Annotated in this window: 16 protein-coding genes; 1 reads left to right on the top strand and 15 read right to left on the bottom strand. The window is 65.1% G+C overall.

Annotation, left to right across the window (positions count from 1 at the left end; genetic code table 11):
• Nucleotides 1-66 precede the first annotated feature (66 nt).
• Genes lpxB through lpxA form a run of 3 tightly spaced genes read right to left on the bottom strand, consistent with a single transcriptional unit; the run spans nt 67 to nt 2,916 of the window.
• Nucleotides 67-1,245: a lipid-A-disaccharide synthase gene (lpxB, locus tag BRSPCE3_RS08425; RefSeq protein WP_375709874.1), complete on the bottom strand. Its 1,179-nt coding sequence runs from the start codon at nt 1,243-1,245 to the stop codon at nt 67-69.
• Entirely contained in the window at nt 1,245-2,102 is an 858-nt protein-coding gene (locus BRSPCE3_RS08420; protein ID WP_244065327.1) for an LpxI family protein, read from the bottom strand. The genes lpxB and BRSPCE3_RS08420 overlap by 1 nt, the downstream gene beginning before the upstream one ends.
• Before the next feature lie 19 nt (nt 2,103-2,121).
• Entirely contained in the window at nt 2,122-2,916 is a 795-nt protein-coding gene (lpxA, locus tag BRSPCE3_RS08415; RefSeq protein ID WP_244065326.1) for an acyl-ACP--UDP-N-acetylglucosamine O-acyltransferase, read from the bottom strand.
• Between the two features lie 146 nt (nt 2,917-3,062).
• Here lpxA and BRSPCE3_RS08410 point away from each other — a divergent pair, with 146 nt between their 5' ends.
• Entirely contained in the window at nt 3,063-3,386 is a 324-nt protein-coding gene (locus tag BRSPCE3_RS08410; protein WP_244065325.1) for a KTSC domain-containing protein, read from the top strand.
• 22 nt (nt 3,387-3,408) lie between these two features.
• Here the strand turns inward: BRSPCE3_RS08410 and fabZ are convergent, their stop codons facing one another.
• The 12 genes from fabZ to BRSPCE3_RS08350 form a co-directional block, all read right to left on the bottom strand.
• Nucleotides 3,409-3,867: a 3-hydroxyacyl-ACP dehydratase FabZ gene (gene fabZ / locus BRSPCE3_RS08405; RefSeq protein WP_244065324.1), complete on the bottom strand. Its 459-nt coding sequence runs from the start codon at nt 3,865-3,867 to the stop codon at nt 3,409-3,411.
• Nucleotides 3,867-4,928, bottom strand: coding sequence for a UDP-3-O-(3-hydroxymyristoyl)glucosamine N-acyltransferase (lpxD, locus tag BRSPCE3_RS08400; protein WP_244065323.1), 1,062 nt, complete (start codon nt 4,926-4,928; stop codon nt 3,867-3,869). The genes fabZ and lpxD overlap by 1 nt, the downstream gene beginning before the upstream one ends.
• A gap of 32 nt (nt 4,929-4,960) precedes the next feature.
• Complete coding sequence (gene bamA, locus BRSPCE3_RS08395; protein WP_244065322.1) at nt 4,961-7,495, bottom strand: outer membrane protein assembly factor BamA; 2,535 nt, start codon at nt 7,493-7,495, stop codon at nt 4,961-4,963.
• 175 nt (nt 7,496-7,670) lie between these two features.
• Nucleotides 7,671-8,822: an RIP metalloprotease RseP gene (gene rseP, locus BRSPCE3_RS08390; RefSeq protein ID WP_244065321.1), complete on the bottom strand. Its 1,152-nt coding sequence runs from the start codon at nt 8,820-8,822 to the stop codon at nt 7,671-7,673.
• Between the two features lie 45 nt (nt 8,823-8,867).
• Nucleotides 8,868-10,094 carry a 1-deoxy-D-xylulose-5-phosphate reductoisomerase gene (gene dxr / locus BRSPCE3_RS08385; RefSeq protein ID WP_244065320.1) on the bottom strand — a complete coding sequence of 409 codons (1,227 nt, stop codon included), beginning with the start codon at nt 10,092-10,094 and terminating at the stop codon, nt 8,868-8,870.
• A 4-nt stretch (nt 10,095-10,098) separates the two neighbouring features.
• Nucleotides 10,099-10,971, bottom strand: coding sequence for a phosphatidate cytidylyltransferase (locus BRSPCE3_RS08380; protein ID WP_375709873.1), 873 nt, complete (start codon nt 10,969-10,971; stop codon nt 10,099-10,101).
• A complete protein-coding gene (locus BRSPCE3_RS08375) occupies nt 10,968-11,726 on the bottom strand; it encodes an isoprenyl transferase (RefSeq protein WP_244065319.1) in 759 nt (252 codons plus the stop codon). Before BRSPCE3_RS08375 ends, BRSPCE3_RS08380 begins: the two co-directional genes overlap by 4 nt.
• A 20-nt stretch (nt 11,727-11,746) precedes the next feature.
• Nucleotides 11,747-12,310 carry a ribosome recycling factor gene (frr, locus tag BRSPCE3_RS08370; protein ID WP_166295940.1) on the bottom strand — a complete coding sequence of 188 codons (564 nt, stop codon included), beginning with the start codon at nt 12,308-12,310 and terminating at the stop codon, nt 11,747-11,749.
• A gap of 74 nt (nt 12,311-12,384) precedes the next feature.
• The gene (gene pyrH, locus BRSPCE3_RS08365; RefSeq protein ID WP_244065318.1) at nt 12,385-13,101 is read right to left on the bottom strand and encodes a UMP kinase; all 717 of its coding nucleotides are present in this window, start codon (nt 13,099-13,101) and stop codon (nt 12,385-12,387) included.
• Between the two features lie 71 nt (nt 13,102-13,172).
• Nucleotides 13,173-14,096: a translation elongation factor Ts gene (tsf, locus tag BRSPCE3_RS08360; RefSeq protein ID WP_244065317.1), complete on the bottom strand. Its 924-nt coding sequence runs from the start codon at nt 14,094-14,096 to the stop codon at nt 13,173-13,175.
• A 127-nt stretch (nt 14,097-14,223) separates the two neighbouring features.
• Nucleotides 14,224-15,216, bottom strand: coding sequence for a 30S ribosomal protein S2 (locus BRSPCE3_RS08355; RefSeq protein WP_244065316.1), 993 nt, complete (start codon nt 15,214-15,216; stop codon nt 14,224-14,226).
• 242 nt (nt 15,217-15,458) lie between these two features.
• Nucleotides 15,459-15,986: a DUF2846 domain-containing protein gene (locus tag BRSPCE3_RS08350; RefSeq protein WP_244065315.1), complete on the bottom strand. Its 528-nt coding sequence runs from the start codon at nt 15,984-15,986 to the stop codon at nt 15,459-15,461.
• Nucleotides 15,987-16,040: the final 54 nt, after the last annotated feature.

The raw sequence follows: 16,040 nt of genomic DNA, 5'->3' as shown, positions 1-16,040 counted from the left end.
GTCTAACGCTTCCGGGCAAGCGGAACCGTTGCGATGGGGTGTCGCCGCTGACGAGGTCATGATCGGCTAGGTTGAACGGCGATCCATTTCCGCGAGCACGATATCGGCAGCGCGGACGCTCGGCGGCTGGTCGCCGGTCGACATCTTCCCGTCCATCGTCGCGAACGCGACGAGCTGCCGTAGACGCTCGGGCGTGTCCGCGATTATCTCGGCCAGCGCCGGCGCGAGCTTGTCCGGCGTACAGTTCTCCTGCAGGAACTCGGGAATGATATCGCTTCCGATCACGAGATTGGCGAGGATCACCGACGACACCCGGATCGCGCGGCGCAGGATGAACGCTTCGGCGGCGCCGACGCGATAGGCCGTCACCATCGGAATCCCCGACAGCGCGAGCTCCAGCGTCACCGTGCCCGACTTTGCCAGCGCAGCGCGGGCCACGCGGAACGCGGCGCGCTTCTCGACTTCGCCGATCGCGAGCCGCGGTGCGACGGGCCACGACGCCACGCCTTCGCGCACCATCGCCTCGAGATGCGGCATGGTCGGCAGCACGAGCTCGAACGGCGTCTGCGCGTTGAGCCGGCCGAGCGCCGCGCCGAACAGCGCCAGATGATGCCGGATCTCGCTGCGCCGGCTTCCCGGCAAGACCAGCAGCACCGGCGGCTGCGCATCGCGCCGCTTCTGCTCCTCGTCGTTCGGCCGCAGCGAGGAGAGCTGCTCGGTCAGGGGATGGCCGACATAGCTGCACGGCGGTCCCTCGAGCTTGCGATATTCCTCCGGCTCGAACGGCAGCAGCGCGAGCACATGGTCGACATAGTTCCGCATCGCGCGCGCCCTGCCCGGCCGCCAGGCCCAGACCGACGGCGACACGTAGTCGACGATCGGAATATTGGGATTGCGCGCGCGGACGCGGCGGGCGACGCGATGCGTGAAGTCGGGGCTGTCGATGATGACGAGCATATCAGGCGCGTCGGCGAGCACGGCATCGGCGGTACGGCGGATCAATCGCAGGATCTTCGGCAATTGCTTGACGACGGCGGCGAAGCCCATGATCGAGAGCTCCTCGATCGGAAACAGCGGCACGATGCCCTCGCCGGTCATCTGCCGGCCGCCGACGCCGGAAAATTGCACGGCATCGCCGAGGCGCTGGCGCAGCACCCTCATCAGCGCCGCGCCGAGACGGTCGCCGGATTCCTCGGTCGCGATCAGGACGATCTTGCGCGGCGTGCTTTGACCGTGCGCCTGCATCAGCCGGCCAGCCCGATGACGAACAGCCCCTTGGCGTCCGCGGCCTCGATCAACGCCTGCGGCTCGGCGGCCAGCGTGTTGCCGGCGATGACGGCGATCCCGGCGATGCCTGCCGCTGCCGCGCCCTCGACCGTCCGCGGCCCGATGGTCGGCAGATCGAAGCGCAGGTCCTGTCTGCTCTTCGGCGCCTTCACCAGCACGCCGCGGCCGGCCTTGGCGCGAATCCGGCCCTCGGCGCGCAGCCGGGCGACGCGCGCGAGCAAACCGTCGGTGCCCTCGATATCCTCGACCGCAACGACGTGGCCGTCGATCACCACCGCCGCCTGTCCGATATCGAACGGCCCGAGCGCGTCGAGCACGCCGCGTCCGCGCGCGATATCGGCGAGCGCTGCGCTGTCCGGCGCCGTGCGCGTCACTGCGCCCTCAGGCATCAGCAGATCGGGTGCGACATCCTTGATCCCGACCATGCGGAATCCCTGCTGTTCGAGGATGCGGCCGACGCTCGACAGCAGATGATCGTCGCCGCCGCGAAACGCGCGCACCACATGGCCGAGCAGGCGCAGCGTACCCCAGTCGAGCCGGATCTCCGACAGCGCCGGACGCACCAGGGTGCCGATGAAGATCAGGTCGCGGCAGCCTTCGTCGCGAAACAGCCGCGTCGCCCGCCCGAGCTGTCCGACCGAGATCCAGCGGTGACGAAAGCGCTGCAGGCGCGCGGGATCGCAGGCGCCGCGCAGCGCGAACAGCACCGGCGTGATGCCGCGTGCGGCAAGCGATTCCGCGACCGCAAACGGCATGGCGCCGCCGCCGGCGATCACGCCGACCGGCGAGGAAAGCGAGGGAGCCGCTGACGTCATGCTGGCGGCCATCCCCTGCTCAGTTGGTATCGGCGGGAAGGCAGAGCGGCCGGAGCTTGCCGCCCTCGATGAAGGTGAGGATCTCCGCAATCGCCGGATCCTCGCTCGCGAGCGGCTGCACCGAAGCCAGCCGCTCGGCGAAGATGCCGGGGCCGTGGAACAGCTTCTGATAGAACGCGCGCACCACGGCCAGCCGCGCCTTGGTGAACTGGCGCCGTCGCATGCCGATGATGTTGAGTCCTTCGAGCACCGCGTACTGGCCGTTGGCGAGCCCGAACGGGATGATGTCGCCGCGCACGCCGCAGACGCCGCCGATCATCACCTGCGAGCCGACGCGGGTGAACTGGTGCACCGCCGACAGGCCGCCGATATAGACGAAGTCGCCGATCTCGCAGTGGCCGCCCAGCGTTGCCGACGTCGCGAAGATCACGCCATTGCCGACCATGCAGTCATGGCCGACATGGCTGTTGTTCATGAAGAAGCCGCGATCGCCGACGCGGGTGAGCCCGCCGCCCTTGACCGTGCCGATGTTCATCGTCACGCCCTCGCGGATCGTGCAGGCTTCGCCGACTTCGAGACGGGTCGGCTCGCCGCGATAGCTGAGATCCTGCGGTGGCCCGCCGAGCGCCGCGAACGGCGAGATGACGCAGCCGGCACCAATCCTGGTATGCCCGCTGATCGTGACATGCGCGATCAGCTTGCAGTTCTCGCCGAGCACGACATTGGGGCCGATGATGCAGTACGGACCGATCTCGGTGCCGGCCCCGATCACAGCGCCATCGGCAATCCGCGCAGTGGGGTCGATCATGCTCATGTCGTTTCGATCCGGAATTCGTTAATGGCGCCAAGCTTATATCAAGGCGCAAAGCTGTCGATTTGGGCGGTCGTTAGCGCGACTTTGCCTGCCCTGTCCAGTGACGTATCATGACCGCCTGTTGCAAGAGAAGGTCGCAAACGTCCATGGTCCGGGCCGCCGCGCTGATCCTCAGCCTGTTCTCTGCGCCGATCGGCGCGGAGACGGTCGATCTCGGCAACAGCACGACCGTCGATCTCTCGACCTTCGAATGCCGCGACATCAATCGCAGCACGATCGTGCAGCGGGTCTGCTACAGCACAGGCGAGCGCACGCTGCTGGTCGCGGTCAGAGGCAGCTACCAGCGCTATTGCGGCGTGCCGGCCGAGACCTACGACGCGCTGATGATCGCACCATCGATGGGCGTCTTCCTCAATCGCGTGTTGCGGATTGCGGGCGCGGACGACCGCTACGCTTGTCGCGCGGCGTGACGTTGGCGCCGCGCAAAATAGCCTAGTCCGTCAGCATCGCGCCGACATCGGCCTCGGCGACGACCTGGCCGTTGACCTTGGCATCGCCGTGAAACCACCACATCGTCTTGCGGCGGCCGAGCGAGCGCATGTGGTACTCGATGGTGTCGCCGGGCATCACCGGCTTCCTGAACTTGCACTTGTCGATGGTGAGGAAGTACACCGCGCGCGGCTTCGCGGTGCCTTCGACCGACTTGATGCCGATCACGCCGGCGGTCTGCGCCATCGCCTCGATCATCATGACGCCGGGATAAACCGGACGTTCCGGGAAATGCCCCTGGAACGGCGGCTCGTTGAAGGTGACGTTCTTGATGCCGATCCCGCTGTAATCGGAGCGGATCTTGATCACCCGGTCGATCAGCAACATCGGAAAGCGATGCGGGAGCGTCTTCAGGATATCGTTGATATCCACGAGCTCGAATTTGACCGGTGCCTCCTCCATCACTCCTGTTCCTTGCCTTTGACTTCGTTGTCGCGCACCAGGCGCTCCACCGCGAGAATTTCCCTGAACCACTGCTTGGTCGGCTTGGCGAAATGCCCGCCCCAGCGACCGTTGGCCGGGATGTCGTCCTTGACCGCGCTCATCGCCGTCACCTGGGCGCCGTCGCCGATCTTGAGGTGGTTGTTGATGCCCACCTTGGCGCCGAGCGCGACATTGTCGCCGATGGTCAGGCTGCCGGCGAGCCCGATCTGGGCCGCCAGCAGGCAGTGCCGGCCGATGATCACATTGTGGCCGATCTGGACCTGGTTGTCGATTTTGGTGCCCTCGCCGATCACGGTATCGCGCAGGGAACCGCGGTCGATGGTCGAGGCGGCACCGACCTCGACATTGTTCTGGATCACCACCCGGCCGGTCTGCGGCACCTTCACATGGCCCTTCGGGCCGAAGAAGATGAAGCCGTAGCCGTCCTGGCCGATATTGCAGCCGGGGTGGATCAGCACGTTGTTGCCGATCAGCGCGAACTGGATGGTGGTCTTGGCGCCGACATTGCAGTCGCGGCCGATCTTGACGTCGGCGCCGATCACCGCGCCGGCGCCGATGATGGTGCCCGCGCCGATCTCGACCCGCGGGCCGATCACGACCAGCGGATCGACGATCACGCCGTCCTCGAGACGCGCGGTGGGATCGATGATCGCCGACGGCGCGATGCCCTCGGTGTCGAACCAGGATTGCGGCCGCAACGCATCGGCATGCCATTCGCGGGCGAGATCGACGAAGGCGAAGAACGGCTTCGCGGCCCGCAGCACGGCCGTGCCCTTCGGCACCTGTGCCTCGAAGCGTGAGCTGACCAGGCAGGCCCCGGCCTTGGTCGCGGCGAGCTGGTCGGCATATTTGAGATTGTCGAAAAAGGCGAGATGCATTGGACCGGCCTCGTCGAGCGATGCCAGCCCCCTGATCTCAAGCGCACCCCTTTCGGGGTCGACCAGTTGCGCCTTCGTCAGCGCGGCTATCTCAGCCAGCGTTGACGAAGGGGGACTCTTGTAGAAGATCGGCTGCGCCATTCCATCCGTCGCAGTCCGGTCGAGCAGCGGCCTTAGAACGTCGTACCGCCGCCAAACCGGAATTCTTGCGTGCGGTCATACGCACCCTTGGTCAGCGGCACTGCGTAGTCGAAGCGCAGCGGGCCGAACGGTGACTGCCAGATCAGGCCGACACCGACCGAGGTACGGACAACCTTGCTATCGTCAAAGGACAGGCCAAGGCAGGTGCCCGGAGTCGGCGGGTTGTTCGTCGGCTTGACACAGCCGGGCTGATTGACTTCGCCGGTCGCCGCCCACGAGGTCGGTCCCTGGTAGTCATACAGGCCGCCGGCGTCGGCATAGACCGCGCCCTTGAGCCCGACTTCCTTCGGCAGGAACCAGAACGGCATCTGCAGTTCCGCCGACACGCCCCAATACTTGGTGCCGCCGATGGCGTCCTGGGTGCCGTACGGATTGATGTCACGCGGACCGATTCCGTTCGGCGCGAAGCCGCGAACCAGGTTCGGACCCATCTGGAAATGATCGAGCATGCGCAGATCCTGGCTCCCGAGCTTGTTCAGGATGCCGCCCTGCGCGTGGATCACGCCGACGATGTCGGAGACCAGCGGGGTGTAGTACTTCGCATCGATCGCGGTCTTGATGTAGCTGACGTCGCCACCAACACCGGCGAAGTCCTGCTTGAAGTCGACGATCAGACCGTCGGTCGGGTTCTTGTTGTTGTCGAGCGTGTTGTAGTTGAGCGTGTAGCCCAGCGCCGAGGTCAGGGTCTTGCCGCCCGCCAGTTCCCTGCGGACCGGCAGCGAGGCTTCGCCGTCGTAGAAGCAGCCGAGGCCGTTGGTCGACGTCAGGTCGATGCCGTTGAGGCCGGCATAGGCAGGGCTCGGATTGAACGCCGGATTCGGCGTGCCATCCGGCAGGGTCGGTATGTTGTTACAGTTGTTCAGCGTCGACGGCAGGGTGATTTCCTGCTGATAGATCGAGTAGCGCAGCTGCAGCGACAGATCTTCCCGCAGGCTGAAGCCGAGCCGCGGGCTGAAGCCCAGCGTCTTGGTGCCGTAGGCGATGTAGCTGTTGGACAGCTGCTGGCGCTGATAGAGGTCGAGGCCGAGCGCGACGCGGTAGTCGAGCAGATAGGGCTCGACGAACGACAGCGAGTAGCCGCGGGCATACTGGCCGTAGGTCACCGATGCCTTGGCGAACAGGCCGCGGCCGAGCAGGTTGCGCTCGGAGACCGAGACTTCAGCCAGCGCGCCGTCGGTGGTCGAGTAGCCGCCCGACACCGAGAAGTCGCCGGTCGACTTCTCTTCGAGATCGACGATCAGGACGACGCGATCGCTCGAGGAGCCCGGCTCGGTGGTGATCTTGACGGTCTTGAAGAAGTCGAGGTTCTTCAGCCGGCGCTCGGCACGGTCGACCAGCGCGCGGTTGTAGGCGTCGCCTTCCGAGATATCGAACTCGCGGCGGATCACGTAGTCGCGCGTGCGGCTGTTGCCGCGGATGTTGATGCGCTCGATATAGGTGCGCGGACCTTCGTCGATCGCGAAGGTGATCGACACCGTGTGATTGTCGAAATTGCGATCGCCGCGCGGCCGGACCACCGCAAAGGCGTAGCCGCGACGCGACGCTTCGATCTGCATCTCTTCGACGGACTTCTCCAGCGCCTCGGCGTTGTAGAGCGAGCCGACATTGACGCGCGAGTACGAGCGCAGCGCGTTCGGATCGAGCGTATTGATCGACGAGGTGAAGTTGACGGATGCGACGCGATACTGCTGTCCCTCTTCGATCTTGAAGGTGACCAGGAAGCCCTTCTTGTCGGGATCGTATTCGGTCAGCGCGGCCACGACCTGGACGTCGGCATAGCCGTTCTTGAGGTAGAAGCGGCGCAGCAGGTCACGGTCGGCCTCGACCCGGTCCGGATCGTAGACGTCGTTGCCGCCGAGGAAGCTCAGCAGGTTCGATTCGCGGGTCTTGATGACGTCGCGCAGGCGGGAGGCCGAATAGGCGTTGTTGCCCATGAATTCGATCGAGCGCACGCCGGTCTTCACGCCCTCATTGACTTCGAAGATCAGGTCGACGCGGTTGTTCGGCTGCTCGATGATCTGCGGATTGACCCGCACGTCGTAGCGGCCGGAGCGGCGGTAGATTTCGGCGATGCGCAGCGCGTCCGACTGGACCATCGGGCGCGAGAAGGTGCCGCGCGGCTTGGACTGGACTTCGGCGGTGAGCTGCTCGTCCTTGATCTTCTTGTTGCCCTCGAAGGCAACGCGGCCGATCACCGGGTTCTCGACCACCACGACGACGAGGCGCCCGCCCCGTTGATCGATATGGACGTCCTGAAACAGGCCGGTCTCGATCAGCGCCTTCAGACCGTCGTCGATCTGGGCCTGACCCAGCCGACCGCCCGGTCCGGGATGGAAGTAGGAACGGATGGTTTCGAGCTCGACGCGGCGGTTCCCCTCCACCGTGATCGAATCAACGCTCTGCGCATACGCAGGCGCAGTTACGGCCGCCAAGGTGGCAGCCACCGGCACGGCGAACATGACCAAGGCGGCGAACAGCCCCCCCCTCACTCGCATTCCAAACATCATGCGCGACGCGCCCTTATCTTTAACGATGCCAGATCGTTCCCCAACGACCCGACAGATTCCCAACTGCCGCTCAGCTTGTAACCAAATTTGCCTAGGGGGCAAACTTACTACAGCTGAACATTTCCATTTTCATACCAAGACGTTGCCCTTCGGCAACGCCACAAAAAAGCCTGTTTCAGGACCCGGCGATCCTGAGGATGTCGTTATAGGTCGCAAACACCATCAGCATCAGAACCAAACCCAGGCCGATTCGGAAACCCACCTCCTGCGTCCGCTCCGACAGCGGGCGGCCACGGAGCGCTTCCGCGCTGTAAAACAGCAGGTGTCCGCCATCCAGCAGCGGAATCGGGAACAGGTTCAACAGGCCGATCGAGACCGACAGGATGGCGCAAAGATTGATGACAAACTGGAACCCGGCGCTGGCGGCCTGCCCCGACAGCTTCGCGATTCCGATGACCCCGCTCACCTCTCCCGGATTGCCGGTTCCAACGAACAGCGACCCCAGGAACTTGAACGTGCTGGCAATGATGTACCAGACCTGCTCGACACCGATCTTCAGCGACTCAAAGACGCCGACCGGCGCGCTGGACGCTTCGCCGACCTGAGCCTTGTGCTCGATTCCGAGCACGCCGATTCGGTGGGCATTGCCGAAGGGATCCTTGACCTCCTTCAGCGCCGGCGCCGCCTTCAGCGAAACGATCGCGCCATCCCGCTTCACCTTGAAGCCAAGCTCTGAACCGGCGTTCGAAGCTACGATCCGCTGCATGTCGGCAAAGCTCTGGATCGCGCTGCCGTCGATATCCACGACGACGTCGCCGACCTTGAAGCCGGCATTCGCGGCGACGCTTTCGGCCACCAGGCCGTCAACCCGGGCGATCGTGCTCGGCTTGCCGTAATAGAGCGCCATGCCTGCGAAGATCAGGGCGCCGAGGATGAAATTCGCGATCGGGCCGGCCGCAACGATGGCGGTGCGCCTTCCGACCGACTTGTGATGGAAGCTGCCTTCGCGCTCTTCCGCCGTCATCGCGTCGAGCGTCTCCGTCGATGGTGTCGAGGCCTCGCTCTCGTCACCGAAGAACTTCACGTAGCCGCCGAGCGGGATCGCCGAGATCTTCCAGCGGGTGCCATGCCGGTCGTTGAACCCGGCAAGCTCCGGCCCGAAGCCCAGCGAGAACGTCAGCACCTTCACGCCAGCCCAGCGCGCGACCAGGAAATGGCCGAGCTCGTGAAAGAAAACGACGATGGTCAGAACGAACAGAAAGGGGACGATATAACCGAGGAGCCCATGGCTCAACGCATTGATACTATGAAGAAAATACTCGGGCATTCGATTTTCCCTCGACAAGAGCCATGAGGCTCCGTCCCCAACCCTCTAGGTTGCCTTTAAGGCAATTTGAGGCAATAGGGCGGCAGCTTTATTTCTCGCGATATGGTCAACGGAAATCGCGTCATCCGCCGAGCGCAGTGGTGGCTGATTCCCGGACCTGATCCAATCGTTCATCGTCGCTTCGACCAGCCGGGCGATCGCACCGAACTTGATCTTGCCGGCGATAAACGCGGCGACCGCGATCTCGTTCGCGGCGTTGTAGACCGTCGTCGCACCGTGCCCCATCCGCAGCGCGTCATAGGCCAGCCGCAGCCCTGGGAAGCGCTCGAAATCCGGCGCCTCGAAGGTGAGCTGTCCGATCTTGGCGAGATCGAGCTTGGCGGACGGTCCGACGACGCGGTCGGGCCAGCCGAGGCAGTGTGCGATCGGGATCCGCATGTCGGGCGTGCCGAGCTGCGCCACCACCGAGCGGTCGGAGAACTCGACCATGCCGTGGATGATCGACTGCGGGTGCACCAGCACGTCGATCTCGTCGGGCGACAACGCGAACAGATAGGACGCCTCGATCACCTCGAGGCCCTTGTTCATCATCGAGGCGGAATCGATCGTGATCTTCTGCCCCATGCTCCAGTTGGGATGCTTCAGCGCCTGCTCCAGCGTCGCCTTTTCGATATCAGCGGGAGCCCAGGTGCGGAACGGCCCGCCGGACGCGGTGATGATCACCCGTGTCAGTTCCTCGCGGTTGCCCGACGCCAGCGCCTGGAACAGCGCATTGTGCTCGGAGTCCGCCGGCAGAATGCAGGCGCCGGCCTTCTTGGCGCGTTCCATGAAGATATCGCCGGCACAGACCAAACATTCCTTGTTGGCGAGAGCGACGGTGGCGCCACGATCGACCGCGGCGAGCGCCGGCTTCAGTCCGGCGGCGCCGCTGACCGCCGCCATCACCCAATCGGCCGGCCGCGCGGCCGCTTCGATGATCGCGCTCTCCCCGGCCCCGCATTCGATCCGGGTTCCGGCCAGCGCGTCCTTCAATTCGGCAAGCTTTGCCGGATCGGCAATGGCGGCGAACCGCGCGCCGAACTCGCGGGCAAGCTTGGCGAGCCCCTCGACATTGCTGTTCGCGGTCAGCGCCTCGACCCGGTAACGGTCGCGCGCGCCACGCAGCAGGTCCATCGTGCTGTCGCCGATCGAGCCGGTGGCACCGAGGACGGTCACGGTCCGCACGGCGGATGCCGCCACGGCCTTGTTGTTACGCAACGGAACTGCGCTCATCTCATCACCAAACCATAAGACCGCGTCCGACGCCATCGGCGCCACCACGGAGAAAGCCGAAAATCGCCGCCACAATGACGGCCGCGACAAAGCCGTCCAGGCGGTCCAGGAGGCCGCCATGGCCGGGAATGATGTGGCTCGAGTCCTTCACCCCGAACCGCCGCTTCACCGCGGATTCGAAGAGATCGCCGAGTTGCGAGACCACCGACAACACGGCGCCGAGTACGAGCAGCGGCCCGGTCGTTCCGAGCTCGAGAGCGGCAAAGCCGGCCGCGACAAGCAGGCTCGCCGCGAAGCCGCCGACCGCGCCGGCCCAGGTCTTCTTCGGGCTGACGCGCGGCCAGAGCTTCGGCCCGCCGATGCCGCGCCCAGCGAAATAGCCGCCGATATCGGTGACCCACACGATCAGCAGCACGAACATCAGCGCGGCAAAGCCCTTCGCCGTATCGGCGCGCAACAATACCGATGCGATCTCGGCCCCCGCCGCATAGAGCAATCCCGCGATGGCCCAGCCGCGCCGCGCGCCCGACGTCAGTGCCACGGCAACCACACCGACCAAGAGCACGTCCAGGGCCGCATCGATGCGGCCGGCCATCAGGCAAAGCCCGCCAAGCAGCAGCGCGAGAGCACCAGGCACCGTGACGCGCAGGTCCCGCCCGAGCCCGGTGACAACGAGCCATTCCACGTACAATCCGATCGCCACCACCGTCACCAGCAGCGACCACGCGACGCCACCCAGGTAAGCCAGTGCGATCGCGGTCGGCGCCAGCACCAGCGCGGCCACCACCCGCATCACGAGGTTGCGCGACCCCTGCTCGCTCGTCGCCGCCGGCGCCTGTTCGCTTGCTGCCGCCGACGCGGCTTCGCCCTCGGTCACGAGCCGGTTTTCGCGGCAAGGCCGCCGAACCGGCGCTCGCGCTTGCCGTATTCCGCGATCGCGCCTTCGAGCGCCGCCTTGTCGAAATCCGGCCAGTGGATCGGCACGAACACGAGTTCGCTATAGGCGGCCTGCCACATCAGGAAGTTCGACAGCCGCTGCTCACCGCTGGTGCGGATGATCAGATCCGGATCCGGAATATCGGGCGCATCGAGATATTGCCCGAGCGTGTCGGCATCGATCGAATTGGCGTCGCGCTTGCCTTCGGCGACCTCACGCGCAAGACGCCGCGCGGCTGCTGCGATCTCCGCGCGCGAACCGTAGTTGAAGGCGACCACGAGGTTGAGCTTGACGTTATTCCGCGTCAGCTCCTCGGCCTCGTTGAGCAACGCGCAGATGTCGGCATCGAGCCCGTCACGCTCGCCGATCACGCGCACCCGCACCCCGTCCCGATGCAGCGTCGCCAGATCGTTGCGGATGAAGCGGCGCAGCAGGCCGAACAGATCACCGATCTCGCTCGCCGGCCGCGACCAGTTCTCGGAGCTGAACGAGAAGATCGTGAGATAGACGATGCCGAGCTCATGGGCCGCACGGACCACGCGGCGCAGCGCCTCGACGCCGCGGCGATGGCCCTCGACGCGCGGCAGGCCGCGCGAAGCGGCCCAGCGCCCGTTGCCGTCCATGATAACGGCCACATGCAACGGGCCGCCGGAGCGATCCGGTCCGTCAGTTGCTGGGGCGGCGGCATTCGACATCGGCTCGTTCCCGTAGGCCTTCAGACCGTCAGGATTTCCTTTTCCTTGGCGGCGAGCAGCTGGTCGACTTCGGCGATCATGCCGTCGGTCGCCTTCTGCACCTCGTTCGACAACCGCTCCTGATCGTCCTCGGAGATCTCGTGATTCTTCTCGAGCTTCTTGATCACGTCGAGGCCGTCGCGGCGCACGTGGCGCACGGCGACCTTGGCCGCTTCCGCGTATTTATGCGCGACCTTGACGAGCTCCTTGCGGCGCTCCTCGTTGAGTTCGGGAATCCGCAGGCGCAGCACCTGACCTTCGGTCGCCGGCGACAGGCCGAGGTTGGAATCGACGATCGCCTTTTCGACCGCCTTCACCATCGTCTTGTCCCAGACCTGCACCGAGAGCAGCCGCGGCTCGGGCACGCTGATGGTCGCAACCTGGTTGAGCGGCATATGCGAGCCGTAAGCCTCGACCTGGACCGGCTCCAGCATGGAGGCCGCGGCGCGGCCGGTACGAAGGCCGCCGAGCTCGTGCTTGAGCGATTGCGTGGCGCCCTGCATGCGGCGCTTCACGTCGTTGATGTCAAAACCAGCTGCGGCCATGACGCTTCTCCCTTTCACTAGAAACCGGCTGTCGACGCCCTCGGGTCCAAAGTCTGGATCCGGAGGCGCGGCAATCAGCCGGCGACGACCGTGCCGTGTCCGGACCCGCGCAGAATCGCACCGATCGAACCGGGCTCCGCGATCGAGAACACGATGATAGGCAGCGACGTCTCGCGGGCAAGCGCGAAAGCGGTCGCGTCCATGACCTTGTAGCCGCCCTCGATCGCCTGCGAATGGGTCAGGCGGTCGAAGCGCTTGGCTTTGGGGTCCTTCTTCGGATCGGCGCTGTAGACGCCGTCGACATTGGTGGCTTTCAGCACCGCCTGCGCGCCGATTTCGGCTGCGCGCAGCACGGCGGTGGTATCGGTGGTGAAGAACGGGTTGCCGGTTCCACCGCCGAGCAGGACGATGCGTCCCTCGGCGAGATATTTGTGCGCCGCAGTACGGGTGAACAGCTCGGAAATCTCCGGCATCACGAACGCCGACAAGGTCCGCGCCGGGTTGCCCTTGCGCTCGATCGCCGCCTCGAGCGCGAGGCAGTTCATCATGGTTGCCAGCATGCCCATGGTGTCGCCGGTCGGCCGGGACACGCCGCGAGAGGAGACCTCGACGCCGCGGACGATGTTGCCGCCGCCGATCACGACGGCGACCTCGATGCCGAGCTTTCGGGCCGCGATCAGGTCGTCGGCGACGCGGTCGACCGTCGGCTGATCGATACCGAAGCCGTGGGAGCCGGCCAGATATTCGCCGGACAGCTTGATCACCACGCGACGATAGATCGGCTCAGCCATGATGCGATCGCTTTCTCATCCCGCGCAGGCAGGCCTCCGGCGCCAGGCGCCGGATGCCTCGGTGTCAGCGGTTACTTCTTGCCGCTGGCGGCCGCGACCTCGGCGGCGAAGTCGCTTTCCTGCTTCTCGATTCCCTCACCGAGAGCATAGTTCACAAAGCCAGCGATTTTGATCGGCCCGCCGACCTTACCCTCAGCTTCCTTCACCGCCTGGGCGACCGACTTGCCGCTGTCGTGGATGAAGGCCTGATCGAGCAGGCAGACCTCCTTGTAGTAGGTCTTGAGGCCGGAATCGACGATCTTCTCGATGACGTTCTCCGGCTTGCCCTGCTGGCGGTACTTGTCGGCCAGCACATCCTTCTCGCGCTTGACGGTCTCCGGATCGAGCCCGGCCGGGTCGAGCGCCAGCGGCTTTGCCGCCGCGACGTGCATCGCGAGCTGACGGGCGAGCACGGCGAGCTCGTCGGTCTTGCCGGTGGACTCCAGCGCCACGATGACGCCGATCTTGCCGGCGCCCTCGACCACGGCGTTATGGACGTAGCTGCCAACCACGCCCTTGCCGACCTCCAGCGAGGCGGCGCGGCGCAGCGTCATGTTCTCGCCGATGGTGGCGATCGCGTCATTGATCGCGGCCTCAACGGTGGCATCACCGATCTTGACGGCCTTCATCGCCTCGACGTCGGCATTGTTGTGCAGCGCGACCTGGGCGATCATCTTGACCAGGCCCTGGAACTGCTCGTTGCGCGCGACGAAATCGGTCTCCGAATTGACCTCGACCAGCACGCCCTTGGTGCCGGAGGTCAGCGCGCCGATCAGGCCCTCGGCCGCGACACGACCGGATTTCTTGGCGGCCTTCGACAGGCCCTTCTTGCGCAGCCAATCCTGCGCGGCCTGCATATCGCCGTTGTTTTCGGTCAGCGCCGCCTTGCAATCCATCATGCCCGCGCCGGTCGACTCGCGGAGATCCTTGACCATCGCTGCTGAGATCGTTGCCATCGTTCAATGTCCTTCTTGCCTGTACAGAAACCGCGGCGCCCGATGGCGCCGCCGTCTGCAGCAGGGAAATCGTTGTTCGTGGAATAGAAGCGGCGGCCGGGCGAGGCCCGGCCACGCCGCGTAACCTTTATTCCGCTTCGGCGAGCGTCTTGGCCTGGGCGACCCAGGCATCGGCGCGGCTCGGCAGACCGACTTCTTCGCCGATCTTGTGCGCGGTGTTGTGGTCAAGCTCGGCGAGCTGCCAGTAGTGGAAGATGCCGAGGTCGTTGAGCTTCTTCTCGATCGCACCGGACACGCCGGTGAGCTTCTTGAGGTTGTCGGCGGTGCCGCGCGGACCAGCGAGGCCCTGGAAGCCGGACGGCGCAGCCGCCGGGAGGTCTTCCTGCACCGGCGCAGCCGACGCACCGATATCGATTCCGGAATCGCCCTGAGCACGCGAAATGCCGTCGATGGCGGCGCGCGCCACGAGGTCGCAATACAGCGAGATCGCGCGGCCGGCGTCGTCATTGCCCGGCACCACATAGGTGATGCCCTTCGGGTCCGAATTGGTGTCGACGATCGCGGCGACCGGGATGTTGAGCCGCTGGGCTTCCTGGATCGCGATGTCTTCCTTGTTGGTGTCGATCACGAAGATCATGTCGGGAAGACCGCCCATGTCCTTGATGCCGCCGAGCGAGCGATCGAGCTTGTCGCGCTCGCGCTGCAGCGTCAGCCGCTCCTTCTTGGTGTAGGAGCTGGCTTCGCCCGACGATAGCACGTCGTCGAGATGACGCAGGCGCTTGATCGAGGCTGAGATCGTCTTCCAGTTGGTCAGCGTGCCGCCGAGCCAGCGCGAATTGACGAAGTACTGCGCCGAACGCTTGGCCGCATCGGCAACGCCGTCCTGCGCCGAGCGCTTGGTGCCGACGAACAGGATACGGCCGCCCTTGGCGACGGTATCGCTGACCGCCTGCAGGGCACGGTGCAGCATCGGCACGGTCTGCGCGAGGTCGATGATGTGGATGTTGTTGCGGGCGCCGAAGATGTAATCCTGCATCTTCGGGTTCCAGCGGTGGGCCTGGTGGCCAAAGTGAACGCCAGCCTCAAGCAACTGACGCATAGAAAAATCGGGTAGCGACATAGTGATAATTCTCCGGTTGGTTCCTCCGGAAACGTGTGAGCAAACGAGCCTTATGGCCCGGCTGCCACCGGACGGCCTTTTGAGCCATGTTTCCGTGTGAGATGGCGCGGTATATAGCGCGATTTGCGCCAGAAGCAAGGAAATACGGCCAGTTACACCGGCCGGACCAGCCCTTTGCACCCCGGAACTGGCCCATTTTGGCCCAAATTGCCTAATCTGGCCGGCCAGAGCGCCCACGTCCCCTATTGCGCCAATTGCAGGTCCGCCAGCGTCGTTCGCGCGGTCGCCTCGTCCAGTGCAACGAAATCCCCCGGCCCGGGATTGCCGGCGGTCGAAGTCGCGGCCGAGGCAACCACTGCACCGACCAAACCTCCCACCAACGTTACGCCCGCGACGGCATCATGCCGTTCGCTTGATTTCACCAGAAAGAAATAGGTGCGCCCCGGCTCGGTCGTGAAATTGTAGGTGGTCTCTCCGGGAAACATCACCTCGCTTGCGATCAGCTGATGCCGGCCGGCGGGGCGATCGCCGAACGCGTAGCTTCCGACGATGATCTTGCCGATCGGGTCGCCATCGAGCTTCACGTCGCAGGCACAGATCGCCATGCTCAGACCCTTGCGCTTTTCCTGCAGCACGACGACACGGGAATGTCCCGGTTTCGGCGGCCCGAACTTCTGTGAGATCGCCGCATAGTCGGTGCCGACACCATCGCTCACGCAGCCCGACAGCATCAACACACCGGCCAGCAAGGCCGCATAACGTCCAAACATCCCGCCCCGGAATTCCCAGCGGGCGTGATCATAGTAAGCGGCACGGTTTGGTTG

Origin of the sequence: Bradyrhizobium sp. Ce-3 (assembly GCF_022835695.1) — a bacterium.
Classification (GTDB): Bacteria; Pseudomonadota; Alphaproteobacteria; order Rhizobiales; family Xanthobacteraceae; genus Bradyrhizobium.
The sequence above is the reverse complement of the archived record's forward strand: the minus strand, read 5'-3'. Positions and strand labels throughout refer to the sequence as shown.

Coding starts and splice junctions, on each gene's coding strand:
- pyrH (WP_244065318.1), bottom strand. CDS start 13,101: ATGGCTGAGCCGATCTATCGTCGCGTGGTGATCAAGCTGTCCGGCGAA.
- lpxB (WP_375709874.1), bottom strand. CDS start 1,245: ATGCAGGCGCACGGTCAAAGCACGCCGCGCAAGATCGTCCTGATCGCG.
- dxr (WP_244065320.1), bottom strand. CDS start 10,094: ATGAGCGCAGTTCCGTTGCGTAACAACAAGGCCGTGGCGGCATCCGCC.
- BRSPCE3_RS08375 (WP_244065319.1), bottom strand. CDS start 11,726: ATGTCGAATGCCGCCGCCCCAGCAACTGACGGACCGGATCGCTCCGGC.
- bamA (WP_244065322.1), bottom strand. CDS start 7,495: ATGATGTTTGGAATGCGAGTGAGGGGGGGGCTGTTCGCCGCCTTGGTC.
- lpxA (WP_244065326.1), bottom strand. CDS start 2,916: ATGAGCATGATCGACCCCACTGCGCGGATTGCCGATGGCGCTGTGATC.
- BRSPCE3_RS08410 (WP_244065325.1), top strand. CDS start 3,063: ATGGTCCGGGCCGCCGCGCTGATCCTCAGCCTGTTCTCTGCGCCGATC.
- lpxD (WP_244065323.1), bottom strand. CDS start 4,928: ATGGCGCAGCCGATCTTCTACAAGAGTCCCCCTTCGTCAACGCTGGCT.
- frr (WP_166295940.1), bottom strand. CDS start 12,310: ATGGCCGCAGCTGGTTTTGACATCAACGACGTGAAGCGCCGCATGCAG.
- BRSPCE3_RS08420 (WP_244065327.1), bottom strand. CDS start 2,102: ATGACGTCAGCGGCTCCCTCGCTTTCCTCGCCGGTCGGCGTGATCGCC.
- BRSPCE3_RS08355 (WP_244065316.1), bottom strand. CDS start 15,216: ATGTCGCTACCCGATTTTTCTATGCGTCAGTTGCTTGAGGCTGGCGTT.
- fabZ (WP_244065324.1), bottom strand. CDS start 3,867: ATGGAGGAGGCACCGGTCAAATTCGAGCTCGTGGATATCAACGATATC.
- tsf (WP_244065317.1), bottom strand. CDS start 14,096: ATGGCAACGATCTCAGCAGCGATGGTCAAGGATCTCCGCGAGTCGACC.
- rseP (WP_244065321.1), bottom strand. CDS start 8,822: ATGCCCGAGTATTTTCTTCATAGTATCAATGCGTTGAGCCATGGGCTC.
- BRSPCE3_RS08350 (WP_244065315.1), bottom strand. CDS start 15,986: ATGTTTGGACGTTATGCGGCCTTGCTGGCCGGTGTGTTGATGCTGTCG.